Consider the following 17,886-nt stretch of genomic DNA (forward strand, 5'->3'; position numbering starts at 1 on the left):
TATTATTAAATCGGGTTATAGGACATTAAATCCTATTAGCGAGAGCGACGGCGTCTTGTGTTAACCCCTTTATGGCCTGTTGCTTTATGTCGTTTCGCTTTGGTAGCTTGGTAAGATGATTTTATGGCCGGTTTTTTGGATGCCGTTGCCTTCTTAGGTGCTTGCGCACGGCCTTTGGTTTTCACCTGACCGTCGGTGGTGTATTTTGTCAATGTTGCTTCAATAGCCCGTTCGATACGGCGAAGCCATGTTTCGTCCGCTTGTGTCGCATAGGTAATGGCAATGCCGTTGGTACCGGCACGACCGGTACGGCCGATGCGGTGAATGTAGTAATCTACATCATGCGGCACATCATAGTTATATACATGACTGATGCCTTCAATGTCGATACCGCGAGCCGCAATGTCGGTAGCCACCAAGATTTGCGTACGGGCACGGGCAAAATCACGCAGAATTTGCGTGCGACGACCTTGTGTTAAATCACCGTGTAATTCGCCGATGTTAAAACCGGCTGCCGTTAATTCGTAGGAAAGCTTAATAGCGCCTTCTTTTTTATTACAGAAAACAATGGCTAAATACGGATTGTCTTCTCTTAGTTGGGCCATTAAACGGTTCAACTTTTCTTCCGGTTTTACCATGATAACCTTTTGTTCAATAGTGTCTAAGGTTACGTTATTGCCTTTAACCGTTACGGACATTGGTTTTTTCATATAGGTTTTGGCAAGGCTGCGGATGCGATCCGGCACGGTAGCGGAGAAGAGTAATAATTGACGGTTGGCGTTAGTTTTTTCAATAAGAGATTCTACATCCGGCAAAAAGCCCATGTGAAGCATCTGGTCCGCCTCGTCGAGAACTACACGGCGCACCGTATCGAGGTGAAGGGAACCGCGTGTGGCGTGGTCTAATAAACGCCCCGGCGTGCCGAGGATAACATGAGGACGACGGCCTAATTGTTGTAGCTGCCCTTCAATAGTGCGACCGCCGATGAGGGGAAGAATATCGACGCCCAAAATATCGCCGATAGCCTTGGCTTCGTCAGCAATCTGTTTTACCAATTCACGGGTTGGGGCAATAATAAGTGCTTGTTCTTGGAATACTTCGATGTTGATACGCTGCAAGACAGGAATCAAGAATGCCAGAGTTTTACCCGTACCGGTTTGTGCCATAGCAATCAAGTCGTTGCCTTTAAAGGCAGGGGGAATGGCTTGTTCCTGAATCGGGGTAGGCTCCTTAATACCTTGTTTGGCCAGGGAATCTATGAGTTCGGGCACAACGCCAAGAGTTTGAAATGATTTCATATATGTCTCCTTATTTTTAATTCGTAATACTTTGAGTGATGAGTCCCGGAGGGGAATAGGGGGACTTTGTAAATTAGCTGTTACCGTTAATTTTGTAGAATAAATAGGATTCATTGATATTAAATTAGCTAAATCTATTTTTATTATATCATATATAGATGATTTATATAAAAGAATCGATATATTTAGGATAATTTGAACTTAAGCGCATACTTTTTTTGCGAAATATATATTTTAATAATTCATTGAGAATAGTTATTTAATTGATAATCTTTTGATAATAATTGCAGTTTAATTCTAATTGATAATAAAAGAGAAGGTATTTCAAATGAGAATGAGAACGGCGAGGCTGTTATTCATGAGAAAATACTGAAAAGATGAGCAATGATAATGAAAATTGAAGATTATCTATCTGCATTCATAAGATTCGATATTGAAAATGGTTATTGATTTTCTCAGTGACTATGTTATAATTTAATTGTAATTTTTTATCAGTTTCAGTGCAGTTCTTAAGCAAATTTTTGAAGATGAGTTTGTTTGGTTCGGCCACAAGGAGGTGTAGATAGTGATAAAATCATTGGCGTCGATGAAAACCGGCGAAGCGGGCACAATTAAACAGTTGCGCGGTTCCGGTAACATCAAACACCGTCTCGTTGACATGGGCCTCGTACCGGGGACTTTCGTGCGTGTTATGAAATTCGCACCTTTGGGTGATCCCATTGAAATTAAAGTAAAAAACTTTGATTTAGCGTTGCGTGTCAGCGAAGCAGAAACTATTGATATTGAAGTGAGTCAGGAGGCCTAGAATGAGTGACCAAAGTACCACGTCTATCCGAATTGCTCTGGCCGGTAATCCGAACTGTGGTAAAACAACAATTTTTAATAATATTACCGGTGCCAAACAACATGTTGGTAACTATCCCGGTGTAACGGTAGAAAAGAAAGAAGGGGAATGTACTTTTAGCGGTAAAGATTTACTCTTTATTGACTTACCGGGTACATACAGCTTAACAGCTCGTTCCCTTGATGAATTAGTAGCTCGTAACGTAATTATTAATGATGAGCCGGATGTTCTCGTTAATGTTATTGACGCATCTAATTTGGAACGTAACTTATATTTAGCAGCTCAATTGTTGGAATTGGAACGTCCGTTGGTTATGGCGCTTAACATGTCCGACGTGGCCAAAGAAATGGGTGTTCATATTGACATTAAGAAATTGAGTGAATTGACCGGTGCTACTATCGTCGAAACGGTTGGTCGTAATAATGTAGGGACTACCGAATTATTACAAGCTGTTATCGATGTAGCCAAAGAAGCTAAAAAACCAAGTGCGACTATTGATTATGGTCCTGAACTTGAACCGGCTATTAAAGATATTGTTAATGAACTCGAGAAAGCAGATACCATTACATATCCATTGCGTTGGGTGGCTATTAAATTATTGGAAGCCGATCCTGATGTAATTAAAAAAGTAAAAGCCTTTGAACGTACCGAAGCGGTTTTGGCAAAAGCAGAACAGTGGCGCGAAGAGCTTAAAGACAAAGTTGATTTAGAAATTATTTTCCAAGAATTCCGTCACAGCTTTGCCGTTGCTACTTATAATAATGCTATAAAAGGTACACCTAAAGAAATCGAAACCCGTTCCGACCGTATCGATAAAGTGCTTACCCATCGTATTTGGGGCTTACCGATTTTCGTATTCGTAATGTGGCTCTTATTTAACCTCGTTAATACGATCGGTGCGTATCCACAGGGATGGATTGAAGATGCTTTTACGGCCCTTGGCGACTGGGCCGGTGCAGTAATTCCGGAAGGTCAATTGAATTCCTTGGTGGTTGACGGTATCATCGCCGGTGTTGGTGCGGTAATGAGTTTCGTACCGCTTATCGTACTCTTATTCTTAGGGATTGCGTTCCTTGAAGACACCGGATACATGGCACGTGCGGCCTTCGTAATGGACCGTATCATGCGTGCCTGCGGTTTACACGGGAAATCCTTTATTCCCCTCCTTATGGGTTATGGTTGTAGTATTCCTACTATTATGGGTGCTCGTATCTTGGATAATAACCGCGATCGAATGATTACGATTCTTGTTTCCCAATTCATGACTTGTAGTGCTCGTTTGCCGGTATACACTTTGTTCATCGGGGCATTCTTCCCGGTAGCACAACGTGGTAATGTATTGGCTGCCATCTACTTTGCCGGTATCGTATTGGCGATTGTAATGGCTAAAATCTTCCGCAAATTCTTATTCCCGGGCGAATCCGAACCATTCGTAATGGAATTACCGCCATACCATATGCCAACTCTTAAGAGTGTGTTAATGCATATGTGGGAACGTGCTTTCTTATATCTTAAAAAAGCAGGTACTTTCATTTTAGCAGCGTCCGTGTTGATTTGGTTCTTAGCATCCTATCCGCAAGATGTACCAATGTCTCAAGACTTTGACGCCGCTCGCGATCAAGTAACGCAAGAGTATGAAGCTCGCGATAATGCAATCTTGCTTCAGTATGGTATTGCTACGGATGAACAAAAAGCGCCGGTTATGGCTATGGTTGATGAAATGACAGCTATTCAGACAGAACAAGACGAAGCTGCCGCTGAAGAAGGGGAAGAAGAAATCGGTGATGAAGGTCTTAACGGCGAAGCCGCTGCGACTGACGAAGCTGCTACAGCTGAAGATGCAAATGCTGCACCTGAAGTTCCTGATTATTTCCACGATCTTCAAGTTGCCAATGCTGATGCATTCCCGGTTGCTTGGGCAATTTACTTGAATAATCAAGAAAAAGACGAAGCTATTGGGGATCTCGATCAGAAAGAATCTACTGAAAAATTGGAAGGCTCTTATGTAGCTTCTATCGGTAAATTTATCGAACCGGTTATGAGACCGCTTGGTTTCGACTGGAAGATGAGCGTATCCTTGGTTACAGCCTTAGCTGCTAAAGAAGTTATGGTAAGTACCTTAGGTACAATCTACTCTATTGCGGCTGATGAAGATAATGAACAGCCATTGCAAGTTTACTTACGTCAGGACCCTTCATTCACACCACTCGTTGCAGTTGGTTTGATGATGTTCGTTCTTATTTATCCGCCATGTTTTGCGGCTATGGCCGTATTCAAACGTGAAGCCGGCGGTTGGGGCTGGTTAACTTTCTTTGTTGTTTATTCAACGGCCCTTGCTTGGGTAGCAGCCTTTATCGTCTACAATGGCGGTCGTTTACTTGGTTTCCATTGATTGAAAAAAACAGTTATTTATTAAATGAATCAAAACTGAAATGCGTTTTTCTGTTAAGTTATTAGCTTGTTCCCATGATAGTCTAAATGAGAATTAACTACTGATAATCGTTGAGAATATAACGCCAATCAATGTTTTCTCAAAATTTTTACAAATCGCTATTGATTATTGATTAAGGATGGTGTATGATAATGGAGAACCTAATAGTATATCTTATCGGATTAATCGCTGTATTATTTGTTGCTCGCAAGGCGTATAAGACCTTAAGCGGCAAGAGCGGCTGCAGTTGCGGTTGCGGTGGTAGCGGTAACGGCAAGAAGAAAGAAATTTCTTCCTCCGGTTGTGGCTGCGGTTGTGGGGGCAACAAATAGGATTTCATAAGGGTAATGACTGACGAATACAGTGTATTCGATGGATTTACGGCAAAAGTAGCCAAGGTTCGGGTAGACCTTGGCTATTTTTATAAAGCAATAGGCGCTTATTTTATTTTTTGTAAGGAGCATTACAGCACCTTACATATTGTAGAGGAAAGGTGAGATTTATATGTTCAACGTAAACAAAGAAAAAGTAAAACACGCTAATTTATTCGCAGCCGGTTTGGCTCTTGGTACTGTAGGTCTTAAAATGTTGACCAGCAAAGATGCTAAGAAAGTGTATGCCAATGTTGTAGCAGCAGGTCTTCGCGCTAAAGAAAGCGTAATGCAGACTGCTGAAAAAGTACAGGCTTCCAGCGGCAGCATTTTGGCAGATGCTCAGGAAATCAACGAAAATCGCCGTAAAGAAGAAGCTTTGTTTGAAGAAGAACAAGGCGAAGAAAAGGGTGAATAATTAATATGTTGAAGTTTTCGGTTATTCAAAGATTATCGAAACGTCTTCATGTTAGATGCACCGGACGGTTGTTTGATGATGCAGAAGCTGCCTATGTAGAATCAGTGTTGCTGCAGAATCCGGCGATTGAAAAAGCTCAGTTTTTTACGCGTTCACGTGACATTATTATCCACCATACAGGGGATGAAATAGCTGTTCGTGATGCATTGGTGGCACTTAATGATTTGAATTTCGAAGATGCACCGGCATTGACGGAATACTCACCGCGACTTGTCAATAAACAATACAAAGAGTCCATGATTAGTCAGACTCTCATGTATTTAGGTAAAAAGTTATTGTTACCGGCACCAATCAATATGGTGTGGTCTTGGTTTAATGCTTTAAAATTTGCGAAAAAAGCGGTAACTATGTTATGGCATCGCAAATTAACTGTAGAAGTATTGGATGGCGTAGCGATTACCGTATCCTTGTTACGTGGTGACGTATCCACGGCGGGCGCCGTTATGTACCTCTTGGGTATTGGTGAAACCTTGGAAGAATGGACACTCCGTAAATCTGTCCTTAATTTAGCCGAAAGTATGTCCCTCAATGTGGATAAAGTTTGGGTTAAAGTGGATGGCGTTGAAGTGAGTCGTCCCGTATCCGAAGTTGGCGAAGGCGATCTTGTGGTACTTCGTCAAGGTGAAGTGGTACCATTGGATGGTGTAGTAGTAGAAGGCGTTGTCCTTGTGAACGAAAGTTCCATGACAGGTGAGCCTGAACCGGTTCGCCGTGATGAAGCTACTTCGGTATATGCAGGAACCGTCGTAGAAGAAGGCCATTGTGTAATCGAAGTTCGCGGTAATTCCAAATCATCGCGTTATGAACAAATTGTGGCTCTTATCGAAGAATCGGAACAGATGAAATCCGGTATGGAACAGAAGGCGTTCCACATGGCCGATAAATTAGTGCCAATCAGTTTTGCCGGCACTATCTTAACGTATTTATTGACCCGAAATACGATGAAGGCCTTATCGTTCTTGATGGTTGACTTCTCTTGCGCTTTAAAATTAAGCATTCCGTTGGCTGTATTATCTGCCATGGAAGAAGCGTCTAAGCGTGGTATCACCGTAAAAGGTGGTAAATATTTGGAACAAATTGCCGCTGCTGATGTGGTTGTTTTTGATAAAACAGGTACATTAACTAAAGCAGAACCGGTATTTGAACAGATTATTACCTTTGAAGATCATGATCCGGATGATATGCTTATGCTCGCTGCTTGCTTGGAAGAACATTTCCCTCATTCTATGGCAAAAGCCGTGGTTAATGCAGCGGAACAGCATAATTTGCCTCATAAGGAAAAACACTCCTCTAAGGTTGAATATATTGTAGCTCACGGTATTGCCTCGAAAGTGGGCAATCGCAAATGCCGTATCGGCAGTGCGCACTTTATTTTTGATGATGAAAAGGTTGTTATTCCGGAAGGGGAACAGGAAAAATTCGACAATTTGCCGGACTCCTCCTCTCATTTATACTTAGCTATCAGTGGCCGTTTGGCTGCGGTTCTTTGCATTAAAGATCCGGTACGTGAAGAAGCAAAACAAGTTATTAAAGAACTTCACGAATTGGGGATCAAAAAAGTCGTTATGATGACCGGTGACAGCAAACGCAATGCAGAACGAGTTGCACGTGAGATCGGCATCGACGAAGTACATGCGGAAGTATTGCCGGGCGATAAAGCGGCTTATGTGAAGAAAGCTAAAGAAGAAGGGTATACGGTTATGATGGTTGGCGACGGTATCAATGATTCGCCGGCCTTGTCGGAAGCCCATGTAGGCGTTGCGATGAATGAAGGGGCACCGATTGCTCAGAAAATCGCCAATGTTACGGTTTCCTCCGATAATCTTTCCAGTCTTGTAGACTTACGTCGCATTGCTATGCAATTGATGGATCGTATTCAATTTAATTACAACTCCATTGTCGGTGTTAACGGCGCTTTGGTAGGTCTTGGTTTATTCCAGGTATTGACACCAAGCACGACGGCATGGATGCATAATCTGTTTACGTTAGGTATTGGTTTACGCAGTATGACGCCATTGTTACCGGCTAAATCTGAAGATGATGATTCGGTAATTGAAACGACGGCTCGTGTTGTAGCGTAAGCGAAACTAAGGTGTTTATAAGCAGTTTTAAGGCGGTGTTCTTCGGAGCACCGCCTTTTGCGGTTGAGTTTTAAGGCGTCCTATAGTAAAATTATACTGTTAAGATAAGGATGTAGGAGGTTTTTAGTATGAAAGTCCTTGCGGATATTTTGGGACGCACGCTATATATGAGTTTTTTCATCATATTAGTACCCTTAGGTGCCTACACTATTCATAACGGGTCCAGTGCCATGGTGGCGCTTGTCAGTTATTTGGTGTTGTCATTATTGGTGCCGGTGGCGTATTTATCTTCGAAGCGAAGTGGTTTCGGTCCGGAAGAAAAGCGAGTGGGCCGTATTTTCTATATATTGGGCTGGGTCATCGTTCAGCTGGCCACGTATCAGACCTTTTTTGTAGGCGATTTTTCATTCCTATGGGGCTTGCCAAGCTTTGGTCGTGATATAGCCTTTGTAATTGTTATGTATATTCAGGTTTCGCTTTCGTTGACGGCCGGTTATATACTTAATTCACTCGTAAGAGGGAGGGCCGCTAAATGATAAAAAATGTATTGCGCATGTTTGTTTTAAATCTTGCTATCGTATTGCCGGTGACTATGATTATATTGGCATTACAAGGTGTGTCCTTGGGCATGGTGGCTTTCTTAGTACTTTCATTCTTGACGCCTATGGTGTTGCGCCGTCAAGATAAGTTGCAACAATTTTTGACCTATCCGTGGCGTAACAGTTTATATGCATATAGTTGGATTTGGTGCTTAACCTTTTTCTTCTTAGGTGACAGTGTTATTCCTTATGCCATTGCATCCGGCAGCATGGGTATGATTATGCTTGGCTGGGTTGTGGTATTTACGGTCTGTCTATTGGCCATGACTATTGTGGCTGTTATTTTGACACTTTTTGCGGAGCGACCACGGTTTAATCGCTGGTTCGATGATTCCTTGGATATGGCGGTCTATTCCTTGCCGGTACCTATGCTGTTATTAGGGGATGTGTTATTTTTAAATGTGCCCGATCCAATATTGGCAGCCCAACTCAGTCCGCAAGTATTTACCTTTTTACAACTTTGGCTCTATGGTTTTGTTATTTGGACCATGGGTGTTATTGCCATCTATTTGCATCCGCGTATGGGGCAAAAACAAGGCCTTCGCTTGGCTCGTATTATGGTAACCGCCTTGGTATGGCTCGCCATCAACGGCCACTTGATGTATGGTTGGAAGCCGGACTTCTTTATGGAATTGTTATACTTCCTGATGCCGGTATTCCAAGGCAATTGGTTGGTGTACATCACCCCGGGCTTGCTTGAATTCATAGTACTTGGAATGTCTGTTGGTTTAGGTTTACTTTTAGAAGATTTTATTTTGAAAAGACAGGCGAAATAGCCTGTAAGGCACATTATGTAATCTGTCGTACTATGTACTGCTATATGGTATAATAGATTTTGTGCAATTTTCAGCAATTGCTTTTTTTTGAAAAATTGAGGTTTTAGAATTAAATATGTATTCGACTTATATCCGAATAGGAATGAGAACGGAGGATTTTTTACATGGAAAAAGATAATATGGATACGAAAAGTCCGTATCCGCGTCAGCGATTCAGCTTGCGACAATTGACTGTTATCGGTTTGTTGTCCGCATTAACCGTAGTACTGGGTGTCAGCGGGTTAGGATTTATTCCGATTCCACCGATTTATGCGACTATTTTGCATATTCCGACTTTAATCGGCGCACTTTTAGAAGGTCCTAAAATCGGTATGGTTATCGGTTTCATTTTCGGGTCTTACAGTTTGGTTCAAAACATGGTACAACCAAACATCATGTCTTTCGTATTTTTAAACCCGATTATTTCCATATTACCACGTATGTTAATCGGACCTATTGCATACTATGTATATCGTTATTTGCCGATTCAAAGACCGGTGTGGCGTGTTATGCTTGCTTTATTCGTAGGCACTATCGTGCATACCGTAATGGTAATGGGCTTGATTTACCTTATCTATGCAGAACCATATGCAGCAGCCAAAGGGATTCCTGTAGACCATGTGGCAAATATTGTAATTGGTGTAGCCGTATTCCACGGACCGCTTGAAGCATTGGCGGCTGTGGTAGTAGGTACGCCGGTAGTCATGGCGCTCAGGGCTAAACTTAAAACAGATAAATAATATGTTAAACCATTAGCCTCGACGTCATGTCGGGGCTTTTTGAATGTATATATTGATATATGAATAGATATTGATGAAAGAGAGGCGATGAAATGAATATTCAAATGAATTGGCACAAATGGCGTCTTACAGCTGTGTTGACTACCGTTTTGGTAGCGGGCGCCGCTATACTGGGAGGCTGTGGTCTGGGTGATAGCACCGGTGATGTCGGCAAAGGGGGCTTACCCGTAGTGGCGACGGTGTATCCGGCCTATGATATAGCAAGGCAAGTTGGGGGCGACAAGGTGAATGTAACTTTATTGGTACCGCCGGGAACAGAACCGCATGATTGGGAACCAACCGTAAAAGATTTGAAGGCAGTGGGACAGGCGAAAGTATTTATTTATAACGGCGCCGGTTTGGAACCGAGTGAAAAATTATTGGCTCCGGATATTTTAAAAGAGGCTAAACCGGTGGAGTTGGCAAAGTCGGTTGACGTTATGCCGATTAAAACCGTAGAGCTTGATAATGAAACGGAAGCTGACCATGATCACAATCATCATACTGATGCAGCGCATCATGACGATGACGGTCATGACCATCATCATGGTACGGTGGACCCTCATATTTGGCTCAATCCGATGAATGTAGCTAAAGAAGTGGACGCCGTAGTGGCGGCCTTTAGTGAAGCCGATCCGGCCAACAAAGACTATTATGAAGCCAATGGCAAAGCGTATAAAGAAAAATTGACAGCTTTAGATGCACAGTACCGAGCATTTGCAGCAACGATTCCAAATAAAGAGCTGGTCGTAACTCATGAGGCCTTCGGCTATTTGGCCAATCGCTACGGTTTTACCCAATTGGGCATCATGGGGGTAGCGCCGGACGCGGAACCTACGCCGGAACGGATGGCGTCGATTATCAGTTTTGTCAAAGCGCATAAAGTAAAGGCCATCTTCAGTGAAGAATTAGTTAATCCAAAACTCGCCGAGGCTATTGCCAAAGAAACGGGCGCTAAGGTGTATATGTTAAATCCGGTAGAAGGCTTAACCGAAGAACAAATGAAAGCAGGGGCTACGTATTTATCTATTATGGAAGATAATTTGAAGGTACTAAAAACAGCGTTAGGTGCTTAATAATACGTATTTTATAAGAATGTCAAAGGCTGTTTTAGGTGGTTTATAGTACTTTTTGAGGCTGAAAAGAAAAGAGAATTATCAACGTATTTCTCAATCACATAGGGGATATTGATATTTCGCATTGACTGAACTATTGCCGATTATCGCGTTACTATGTTAAAATAAAAGTAACGTATAGTAGTATTTTGAGGAGGTTGAACACCATGGCAAAACGAATTCGTACAATCAACACTGAATCTTTACAGAAAACTGCTAAAACCGGTGGCTGCGGCGAATGCCAGACTTCTTGCCAGTCCGCTTGCAAAACAAGCTGCACTGTAGGCAACCAGGTTTGCAAACAGAAATAAGATTTCTTATCTGTTTTGATACGTCAATGACCCAATAAGATCCAATCATTATGTGATAGTGATTGGGTCTTATTTTATTTTTATAATTTAAAGTAATTCAAGCTATATTTAAAACAACCCAAGGCATGCAAAATTAATAAATCAGAATTTTCGAAAGGTCTTGTATGTCATTATTTCATATATGGTAGAACCTTTTTTTTAAGCTAAAAGTAGATAAATGATGTATAATATAAAGGTAGTAGTAACTATTAAATATATGGAGGTACCATGTTAGAATTAAAACCAATGATTCACAAATTCAAGATGAAGGATAAGTATTTCTGTCTTGATGTAAATAGCGGTATTATTCACGTGATTGACGAATTTACCGATAAAGTGCTCGACATTTATGACGGCACGAATCGTGATGCGGTTCATCAGGCTTTTGACGGGGTTGAATCACCGGAAGAAATCAATGAATTATTAGACGAATTGGACGCTTTGATTAAAGATGAAATGCTCTATGCACCAATGTCTGAAGATTTCAAATTGGTGGCGGCTGAAAAACCGATTGTTAAAGCATTATGCCTTAACATTGCTCACGACTGCAACTTGGCTTGCCGTTACTGCTTTGCCAGCCAGGGCGATTACGGCGGGGTAAAACGTGAACTCATGAGTTTTGATGTGGCCAAACGTGCCGTTGATTTCTTAATCTCTATGAGTGGTCCTCGTCAACATTTGGAAATAGATTTCTTTGGCGGCGAACCATTGATGAACTGGGAAGTCGTTAAGCAGACCATCGAGTATGCTGAAAAAGTAGGTGCTGAGCACAATAAGATTTTCAAAATGACCATGACTACTAACGGTGTGTTGTTGACTCAGGAGAAAATTGATTACCTCAACGAACATAAATTGAGCATGGTACTATCTATCGACGGTCGTGAAGAAGTGCATAATCACATGCGTCCGAGCGCCGGCGGTACGGATACGTATAAAACCGTTGCCAAAAACTTGATTAACGCGGTTAAACAGCGTCATGGTCTTGAATACTATGCACGCGGTACCTATACGCATAATAATCTCGATTTCACGAAAGACGTTATCGCCATGTCCGACCTCGGTTTTGAACATTTATCCATGGAACCGGTAGTTGGTAAAGAAGGGGACTATGTACTTCGTGAAGAAGATTTACCGGCTTTGATGGAAGAATACGAAAAGCTTGCCGATTTGTATTTGGAACGCCAAAAAGCAGGTTGGGGTGAGAAGTTCAACTTCTTCCACTTCCGCATGGACTTATATCGTGGCCCATGTATGGCTAAACGCTTGCGCGGTTGCGGTGCCGGTCATGAATACATGGCCATCGTACCGAACGGCGATATTTACCCATGCCATCAGTTTGTCGGTCGTGACGGTTATGTATTGGGGAATGTGTACGAAGGTCTTAAAAACTTTGATATTCCTCGTGAATTCCGCAATACTCATGTATTTACAAAACCGACATGTGCCGCTTGCTGGGCTAAATTCTTCTGCTCCGGCGGTTGCCATGCCAATAATGAAACTTTTACAGGGACTATTCACGAACCATATGCTTTAGGTTGTGAATTGCAGAAAAAACGCATTGAATGCGCCATTATGATCCAGGCTGAGCTTGATGAATTGCGTGAACAAGGGATTGTGCCGAAGGAGGATCCGGCCTTCCAGGAACGCAAACAGCATAATTGGATGTAAAACTAAATACCGTATAACAAGTAAGCAAATAGTATATAATAAAGGAACTATTTATGAAGCGACAAGGTATACGATTTACAGGGATAGTACAGGGGGTCGGTTTTCGGCCCCTGATTGCGGTTGTAGCACGAGAGCTGGGATTAACGGGTTTTGTTTATAATGACGATGCCGGTGTTTATGTAGAAGTGCAGGGTACGGAAAAGGCGTTGGCAAAATTTGTTGACGCCGTAAAAGAGCGAAAGGGACCTATAGCACGCATTGATACGGTTAAGGCATATGAGATTCCTTTAAAGGAGGACAGCCTATTTGTCATTGCGCCTTCGCCGGCGGGGAAACAACCGGCTACGTTTATCGGCGCCGATACGGCTCCGTGTGAGGCGTGCCGAAGGGAACTGCACGATCCGATGAATCGCCGTTTTCATTACGGCTTTATTAACTGTACCCATTGCGGACCTCGTTACACCATTGTAGAGACAGTGCCGTATGACCGTAAATTTACATCAATGAAGGAGTTTCCCCTTTGTCCGGCTTGTAAGAACGAATATGAGTCGGAAGACAATCGCCGTTATCATGCAGAACCGAATGCATGCCCCGTATGTGGCCCGCAATATACATTATATGAAGTGAATAACGGTGAATTAGAAGCAACTTCACCGGATTTGGATCCGCTCACTTTGGGCCGTGACTACGTCATGACCGGTCATATTATTGCCTTTAAAGGGGTAGGCGGTTATCACTTGGTGTGTGACGCCACGAATGAGAAGGCCGTTATGACTCTTCGAGAGCGTAAACAACGGCCGCATAAACCTTTAGCGGTTATGGTGGATTCGTTGGCAATGGCGAAAGAAATTGCCCATATTACGCCGGAAGAAGAAGCACTCCTACAATCGCCGGCGCGGCCTATAGTATTAGTACCGCAACGGAGCGATGCTAAAGTGGCGTGGCAGGCGGTAGCGCCTAATAATCACTATGTGGGGATTATGCTTCCTTATGCGCCGGTCCATGAAGTTTGGCTGCCGGCCGGTGCCGTATGGGTTATGACCAGCGGTAATCGCAGCGGCGAACCGGTGATTTTTAAGGATGAGGAAGCCGTTCTTAAGTTGAAAAATGTGGCGGATTATTTCCTCGTTCACAATCGTCGCATCGTGGCATCCGTTGATGACTCGGTGGTGGAAGTGGTTAAGGGTGAAACCTTGCAAATCCGTCGCAGCCGCGGTTATGTGCCTACGTCTTTTAAAGTTCGGTTACCGAATGAAGGTAAAAAGACGGTACTTGCCATGGGTGGCGACTTAAAGAATGCGTTTGCCATGAATCGTAACGAGGCAGTCCTTATGGGCCCTCATATCGGTGATTTGGCAAATATGGCCATGAACGACAGTCTGGTTTGGACTATCGATCGGTATAAAGATTTATTCGGCCTTACACCGGAAGCGGTAGTAGCCGATTATCATCCGCAGTATTTCTCTTCCCAATATGGCAAAACTTATAGTGAAGAGCACAATATTCCATTTATTCAGGTGCAACATCACCATGCCCATGTAGCGGCGGTTATGGCTGAATACGGGCTGGATTCGGAGCCCGTTTTGGGTATCTGTTTCGATGGCACCGGCTATGGCTTAGACGGCACTATATGGGGCGGTGAGTTTTTACTCTGCCAAGGCCATTCCATGCAGCGTTTAGCTCATATACATACGGCCCCGTTACCGGGTGGTGAAGCGGCTGTTAAAGAACCGTGGCGTCAGGCTCTTTGGTATGTACGCGATAAATTTGGCGATGATACACCGGCTTGGCTTGAACCGTGGTTCAATCAATTGCCGGATAATTGGGAATTGTTGGATTTTATGATGAAAAACAATATGCCTATGGTTGACGCCAGCAGTGCGGGTCGTTTATTCGATGCGGTGGGCTGCTTGTTGGGCCTTGGTAATGAGCACACCTTTGACGGTCAGATTGCCATGAGCCTTGAACAATTAGCCTATGGTGAGCGTGGCAAAATTAAGGAATTTATTTTTGACGGCAAAATCCTTGATTTTAAACCGTTGGTTCAGGATATTATCGGTCATTTGGGTGACGGCATTTCTAAACGCGTTTTGGCGGCGTCGTTCCATCGAACCTTAGCTTATGGCATTACGGAAACGATGGAGCATTTGTGCACTCAATATAATATTAAGCAAGTTATTCTTTGCGGCGGCGTTTTTCAAAATAGACGCCTTATCGAAGAAATGATGAGTATAAATCACGATCAAGTTATGCTGTTGCCGCGTCAAGTGCCGCCTAATGACGGCGGTTTAGCCTTGGGACAATTATGGCTAGGTCACCAGAAGTTGGCTGACCTGTAAGGTTAATCTGAAAACCGTGAATAAAACGGTAGAATATATGGAGTCATATATTTTGTCGGCAACAAGCAGTTTTGATCAAAGAAGTTATTAAAACTCCGTTTGAAAGTTAGGAGGAAACACTATGTGTTTAGCAGTACCTGCTCAATTAATAAAAGTAAATGAATTCATCGGCACGATTGAGCTTACGGGAGTAACCAGGGATGTTAATCTCATGTTGGTGCCGGAAGCCAAGGTTGGCGATTACGTACTGGTTCATGCCGGTTGCGCCGTCCAAATCGTAGATGAAGAAGAGGCTAATGCAACAATGGAAGCCTTTAAGGAGTTGGAAGAACTTGAAGAAAATTACTTTGCAGGAAAAAACGCAGGTCGCTAATGAACTGTTGGAAGAAATAAAGGCACTTCATACGCTGGGCAAACAAGTTCGGTTCATGGAAGTGTGCGGTACCCATACGGTGGCAATTTTCCGCGAAGGGATTCGCCAATTGTTGCCGGACGGTATCGAGCTCGTCAGCGGGCCGGGCTGTCCCGTATGTGTAACCGACCAGGTATATATGGATAAAGCGCTGGCCTACGCGGCCATGGATGATGTGATTGTGGCCACTTTCGGGGATATGCTCAAAGTTCCGGGCACGCACAGTAATCTGTGGGAAGCGAAGAGCGGCGGAGCCCATATCCACATTATCTACAGTCCTTTGGAAATTATTGAACTCGGAAAAGCTAATCCGGATAAAAAAATCGTATTCTTGGTCATTGGGTTTGAAACGACTATTGCCGTTATTGCGGCGGCCGTTAAGGCGGTGGCAATGTCCGGTCTTAAAAATGTGTTCTTCTTGGTATCTCATAAATTGGTACCTCCCGCTCTGTGGGCGTTGGCTAATCAAAAAGAAGGCCATCTGGACGGCTTTATTTTACCGGGGCACGTGAGTGTTATTATCGGCGAAGAACCATATAGCTTTATTCCGACGGAATGCCACATGCCATCCTGTATTGCCGGTTTTGACGGCCTTGAAATCTTGGCGGCGGTGCGCGATTTATTGGCACAGCGCAAGAGCGGTCAGTACTATGTGGGCAATCAATATAAGTCGGTGGTCGCTAAAAAAGGGAATCCGGTGGCTGTGAAGCTTATGGATGAACTCTATGAAGTGATTGATGATACCTGGCGCGGTATCGGCGTGATTCCGCAGTCCGGTTTGCGCTTAAAAGGTGAATATGCTGCCTTTGATGCGGAGCGCATGATTCCACTCGGGCCTATTGAAAGTGGCGGTGTGCCGAAAGGCTGTCAATGCGGTCGCGTCTTACAAGGCTTAATTCGTCCCGACGAATGCGGTTTGTTCGGTAAGTTATGTACGGCCGACCATCCGGTAGGTGCCTGCATGGTGTCTGTAGAAGGAAGCTGTGCGGCTTGGTATAAATACGGTCGTGCCAGCGGCGGTATGACTTGGGAAGAATAAAGACAGAGCCCTTGGGCGATGCTTTTATTGGAATATCTTTAGTGGAATACTTCTATTTGAATACCTTTATTGCGAGCCTGCTGATATGCGGTTTGCCGGCAAAGGAGTAATTTATGGATGAAACAATACGCTTGGTTCATGGCAATGGCGGCCGATTCAGCCATGAACTGATGGAAAAATATATTATGCCTCATTTTAAAAATGACGCATTGGCAAAATTACATGACGGTGCTCAATTCGATGTGCCTGCTGGACGCATGGCGTTTACCACCGATTCCTACGTGGTAACACCGCAGTTTTTCCCCGGTGGCAACATCGGTAAATTAGCCGTATGCGGTACGGTTAACGATTTGGCAATGAACGGGGCTAAGCCGTTATATCTGAGCTGCGGCCTTATCTTGGAAGAAGGGTTGTCGGTGAAAACCTTGGATTCCGTTTTGGCAACTATGGCCGATATGGCCAAAGAAGCAGGCGTTTCCATTGTGACCGGCGATACGAAGGTCGTTGAAAAAGGGGCCGTGGACGGGTTATATATCAACACAGCCGGTGTGGGGATGATTCCGGATGGAATTAATATCGACCCCACCCGTGTGCAGCCGGGCATGAAGATTATTGTATCCGGCTCGCTTGGTGACCATGCCATTGCCGTTATGGGTAGTCGCTATGAACTGGCATTACCACCAACAATTAAAACCGACTGTGCGCCACTGAATCATATGGTTATGGCAGTACTTGATGCAGTGGGGAATAAAGTGGCTGTTATGCGTGATCCGACCCGTGGTGGTTTAGCTACAACGCTCTATGAAATTGCCGGTCAGGCGAATGTGGGTATCCGTGTAGATGAACATGCCTTACCGATTCATGATGAAGTACAGTCCGTGTGCAGTATTTTAGGCTATGATCCACTCTATTTAGCGAACGAAGGGAAAGCCGTATTCGTCGTCGAAGCCGATGTGGCCGATACAGTGCTTGAAATCTTGCATGCTAACGAATATGGCCGTGAAGCCGCTTGTATCGGTGAGGTGCTAAGTGCCAATGCCGGTAAGGTGGGGCTTAAAACAGCGCTCGGCGGTGTTCGCTTGCTAGATCAGTTGGGTGAGGACCAAGTGCCGAGAATTTGTTAAAGAACTCTAATATTTTTATAGATAAAATTTAATAGGTATATGCTAAAGCAGTTATAAAATTTTTACTTTATAACTGCTTTTTTGATTTATAAATTTATTAAAAGTAAAATGAAGTGTTTATTTAGTTGATAAATATATTTAAC

Annotated in this window: 16 protein-coding genes; 15 read left to right on the forward strand and 1 reads right to left on the reverse strand. The window is 43.5% G+C overall.

Annotated elements, in window-relative coordinates:
* Positions 1-35 precede the first annotated feature (35 nt).
* The gene (locus tag EO124_RS07580; RefSeq protein ID WP_127059014.1) at positions 36-1,298 is read right to left on the reverse strand and encodes a DEAD/DEAH box helicase; all 1,263 of its coding nucleotides are present in this window, start codon (positions 1,296-1,298) and stop codon (positions 36-38) included.
* Positions 1,299-1,860: 562 nt separating this feature from the next.
* On the opposite strand from EO124_RS07580, the gene EO124_RS07585 reads away from it, so the two are divergent.
* From EO124_RS07585 to hypE, 15 genes are all read left to right on the forward strand, one after another.
* Positions 1,861-2,103: a FeoA family protein gene (locus tag EO124_RS07585; protein ID WP_127059015.1), complete on the forward strand. Its 243-nt coding sequence runs from the start codon at positions 1,861-1,863 to the stop codon at positions 2,101-2,103.
* A 1-nt stretch (position 2,104) separates the two neighbouring features.
* Positions 2,105-4,534 (forward strand): ferrous iron transport protein B, encoded by a 2,430-nt coding sequence (feoB, locus tag EO124_RS07590; RefSeq protein WP_127059016.1) that lies wholly within the window; start codon positions 2,105-2,107, stop codon positions 4,532-4,534.
* A 191-nt stretch (positions 4,535-4,725) separates the two neighbouring features.
* Complete coding sequence (locus EO124_RS07595) at positions 4,726-4,905, forward strand: FeoB-associated Cys-rich membrane protein (protein ID WP_127059017.1); 180 nt, start codon at positions 4,726-4,728, stop codon at positions 4,903-4,905.
* Between the two features lie 172 nt (positions 4,906-5,077).
* The gene (locus tag EO124_RS07600) at positions 5,078-5,362 is read left to right on the forward strand and encodes a DUF6110 family protein (protein ID WP_127059018.1); all 285 of its coding nucleotides are present in this window, start codon (positions 5,078-5,080) and stop codon (positions 5,360-5,362) included.
* Between the two features lie 5 nt (positions 5,363-5,367).
* A complete protein-coding gene (locus EO124_RS07605; RefSeq protein ID WP_127059019.1) occupies positions 5,368-7,503 on the forward strand; it encodes a heavy metal translocating P-type ATPase in 2,136 nt (711 codons plus the stop codon).
* 128 nt (positions 7,504-7,631) lie between these two features.
* Positions 7,632-8,039, forward strand: coding sequence for a hypothetical protein (locus EO124_RS07610; RefSeq protein ID WP_021842403.1), 408 nt, complete (start codon positions 7,632-7,634; stop codon positions 8,037-8,039).
* Positions 8,036-8,878 carry a hypothetical protein gene (locus EO124_RS07615; protein WP_127059020.1) on the forward strand — a complete coding sequence of 281 codons (843 nt, stop codon included), beginning with the start codon at positions 8,036-8,038 and terminating at the stop codon, positions 8,876-8,878. Before EO124_RS07610 ends, EO124_RS07615 begins: the two co-directional genes overlap by 4 nt.
* Before the next feature lie 164 nt (positions 8,879-9,042).
* Positions 9,043-9,657, forward strand: coding sequence for an ECF transporter S component (locus EO124_RS07620; protein WP_021842405.1), 615 nt, complete (start codon positions 9,043-9,045; stop codon positions 9,655-9,657).
* Between the two features lie 104 nt (positions 9,658-9,761).
* The gene (locus EO124_RS07625; RefSeq protein WP_127059021.1) at positions 9,762-10,772 is read left to right on the forward strand and encodes a metal ABC transporter solute-binding protein, Zn/Mn family; all 1,011 of its coding nucleotides are present in this window, start codon (positions 9,762-9,764) and stop codon (positions 10,770-10,772) included.
* A 206-nt stretch (positions 10,773-10,978) separates the two neighbouring features.
* A complete protein-coding gene (scfA, locus tag EO124_RS07630) occupies positions 10,979-11,122 on the forward strand; it encodes a six-cysteine ranthipeptide SCIFF (RefSeq protein ID WP_004693318.1) in 144 nt (47 codons plus the stop codon).
* Positions 11,123-11,389: 267 nt separating this feature from the next.
* Positions 11,390-12,829 (forward strand): thioether cross-link-forming SCIFF peptide maturase, encoded by a 1,440-nt coding sequence (scfB, locus tag EO124_RS07635; RefSeq protein ID WP_127059022.1) that lies wholly within the window; start codon positions 11,390-11,392, stop codon positions 12,827-12,829.
* A 53-nt stretch (positions 12,830-12,882) separates the two neighbouring features.
* Positions 12,883-15,168: a carbamoyltransferase HypF gene (gene hypF / locus EO124_RS07640; RefSeq protein WP_127059023.1), complete on the forward strand. Its 2,286-nt coding sequence runs from the start codon at positions 12,883-12,885 to the stop codon at positions 15,166-15,168.
* Positions 15,169-15,289: 121 nt separating this feature from the next.
* Positions 15,290-15,541 (forward strand): HypC/HybG/HupF family hydrogenase formation chaperone, encoded by a 252-nt coding sequence (locus tag EO124_RS07645; RefSeq protein ID WP_021842409.1) that lies wholly within the window; start codon positions 15,290-15,292, stop codon positions 15,539-15,541.
* Positions 15,501-16,619: a hydrogenase formation protein HypD gene (gene hypD, locus EO124_RS07650; protein WP_127059024.1), complete on the forward strand. Its 1,119-nt coding sequence runs from the start codon at positions 15,501-15,503 to the stop codon at positions 16,617-16,619. Before EO124_RS07645 ends, hypD begins: the two co-directional genes overlap by 41 nt.
* A gap of 113 nt (positions 16,620-16,732) precedes the next feature.
* Positions 16,733-17,743 (forward strand): hydrogenase expression/formation protein HypE, encoded by a 1,011-nt coding sequence (hypE, locus tag EO124_RS07655; RefSeq protein WP_127059025.1) that lies wholly within the window; start codon positions 16,733-16,735, stop codon positions 17,741-17,743.
* Positions 17,744-17,886: the final 143 nt, after the last annotated feature.

This window comes from Veillonella ratti, assembly GCF_003992115.1.
Lineage (GTDB): Bacteria > Bacillota > Negativicutes > Veillonellales > Veillonellaceae > Veillonella_A > Veillonella_A ratti.

Bases quoted from the DNA above. Each gene is read 5' to 3' on its own strand.
- EO124_RS07610 (WP_021842403.1), top strand. From the start codon at position 7,632: ATGAAAGTCCTTGCGGATATTTTGGGACGCACGCTATATATGAGTTTT.
- EO124_RS07615 (WP_127059020.1), top strand. From the start codon at position 8,036: ATGATAAAAAATGTATTGCGCATGTTTGTTTTAAATCTTGCTATCGTA.
- scfA (WP_004693318.1), top strand. From the start codon at position 10,979: ATGGCAAAACGAATTCGTACAATCAACACTGAATCTTTACAGAAAACT.
- EO124_RS07605 (WP_127059019.1), top strand. From the start codon at position 5,368: ATGTTGAAGTTTTCGGTTATTCAAAGATTATCGAAACGTCTTCATGTT.
- EO124_RS07645 (WP_021842409.1), top strand. From the start codon at position 15,290: ATGTGTTTAGCAGTACCTGCTCAATTAATAAAAGTAAATGAATTCATC.
- EO124_RS07580 (WP_127059014.1), bottom strand. From the start codon at position 1,298: ATGAAATCATTTCAAACTCTTGGCGTTGTGCCCGAACTCATAGATTCC.
- hypF (WP_127059023.1), top strand. From the start codon at position 12,883: ATGAAGCGACAAGGTATACGATTTACAGGGATAGTACAGGGGGTCGGT.
- EO124_RS07620 (WP_021842405.1), top strand. From the start codon at position 9,043: ATGGAAAAAGATAATATGGATACGAAAAGTCCGTATCCGCGTCAGCGA.
- EO124_RS07600 (WP_127059018.1), top strand. From the start codon at position 5,078: ATGTTCAACGTAAACAAAGAAAAAGTAAAACACGCTAATTTATTCGCA.
- scfB (WP_127059022.1), top strand. From the start codon at position 11,390: ATGTTAGAATTAAAACCAATGATTCACAAATTCAAGATGAAGGATAAG.
- EO124_RS07625 (WP_127059021.1), top strand. From the start codon at position 9,762: ATGAATTGGCACAAATGGCGTCTTACAGCTGTGTTGACTACCGTTTTG.
- hypE (WP_127059025.1), top strand. From the start codon at position 16,733: ATGGATGAAACAATACGCTTGGTTCATGGCAATGGCGGCCGATTCAGC.
- EO124_RS07595 (WP_127059017.1), top strand. From the start codon at position 4,726: ATGGAGAACCTAATAGTATATCTTATCGGATTAATCGCTGTATTATTT.
- feoB (WP_127059016.1), top strand. From the start codon at position 2,105: ATGAGTGACCAAAGTACCACGTCTATCCGAATTGCTCTGGCCGGTAAT.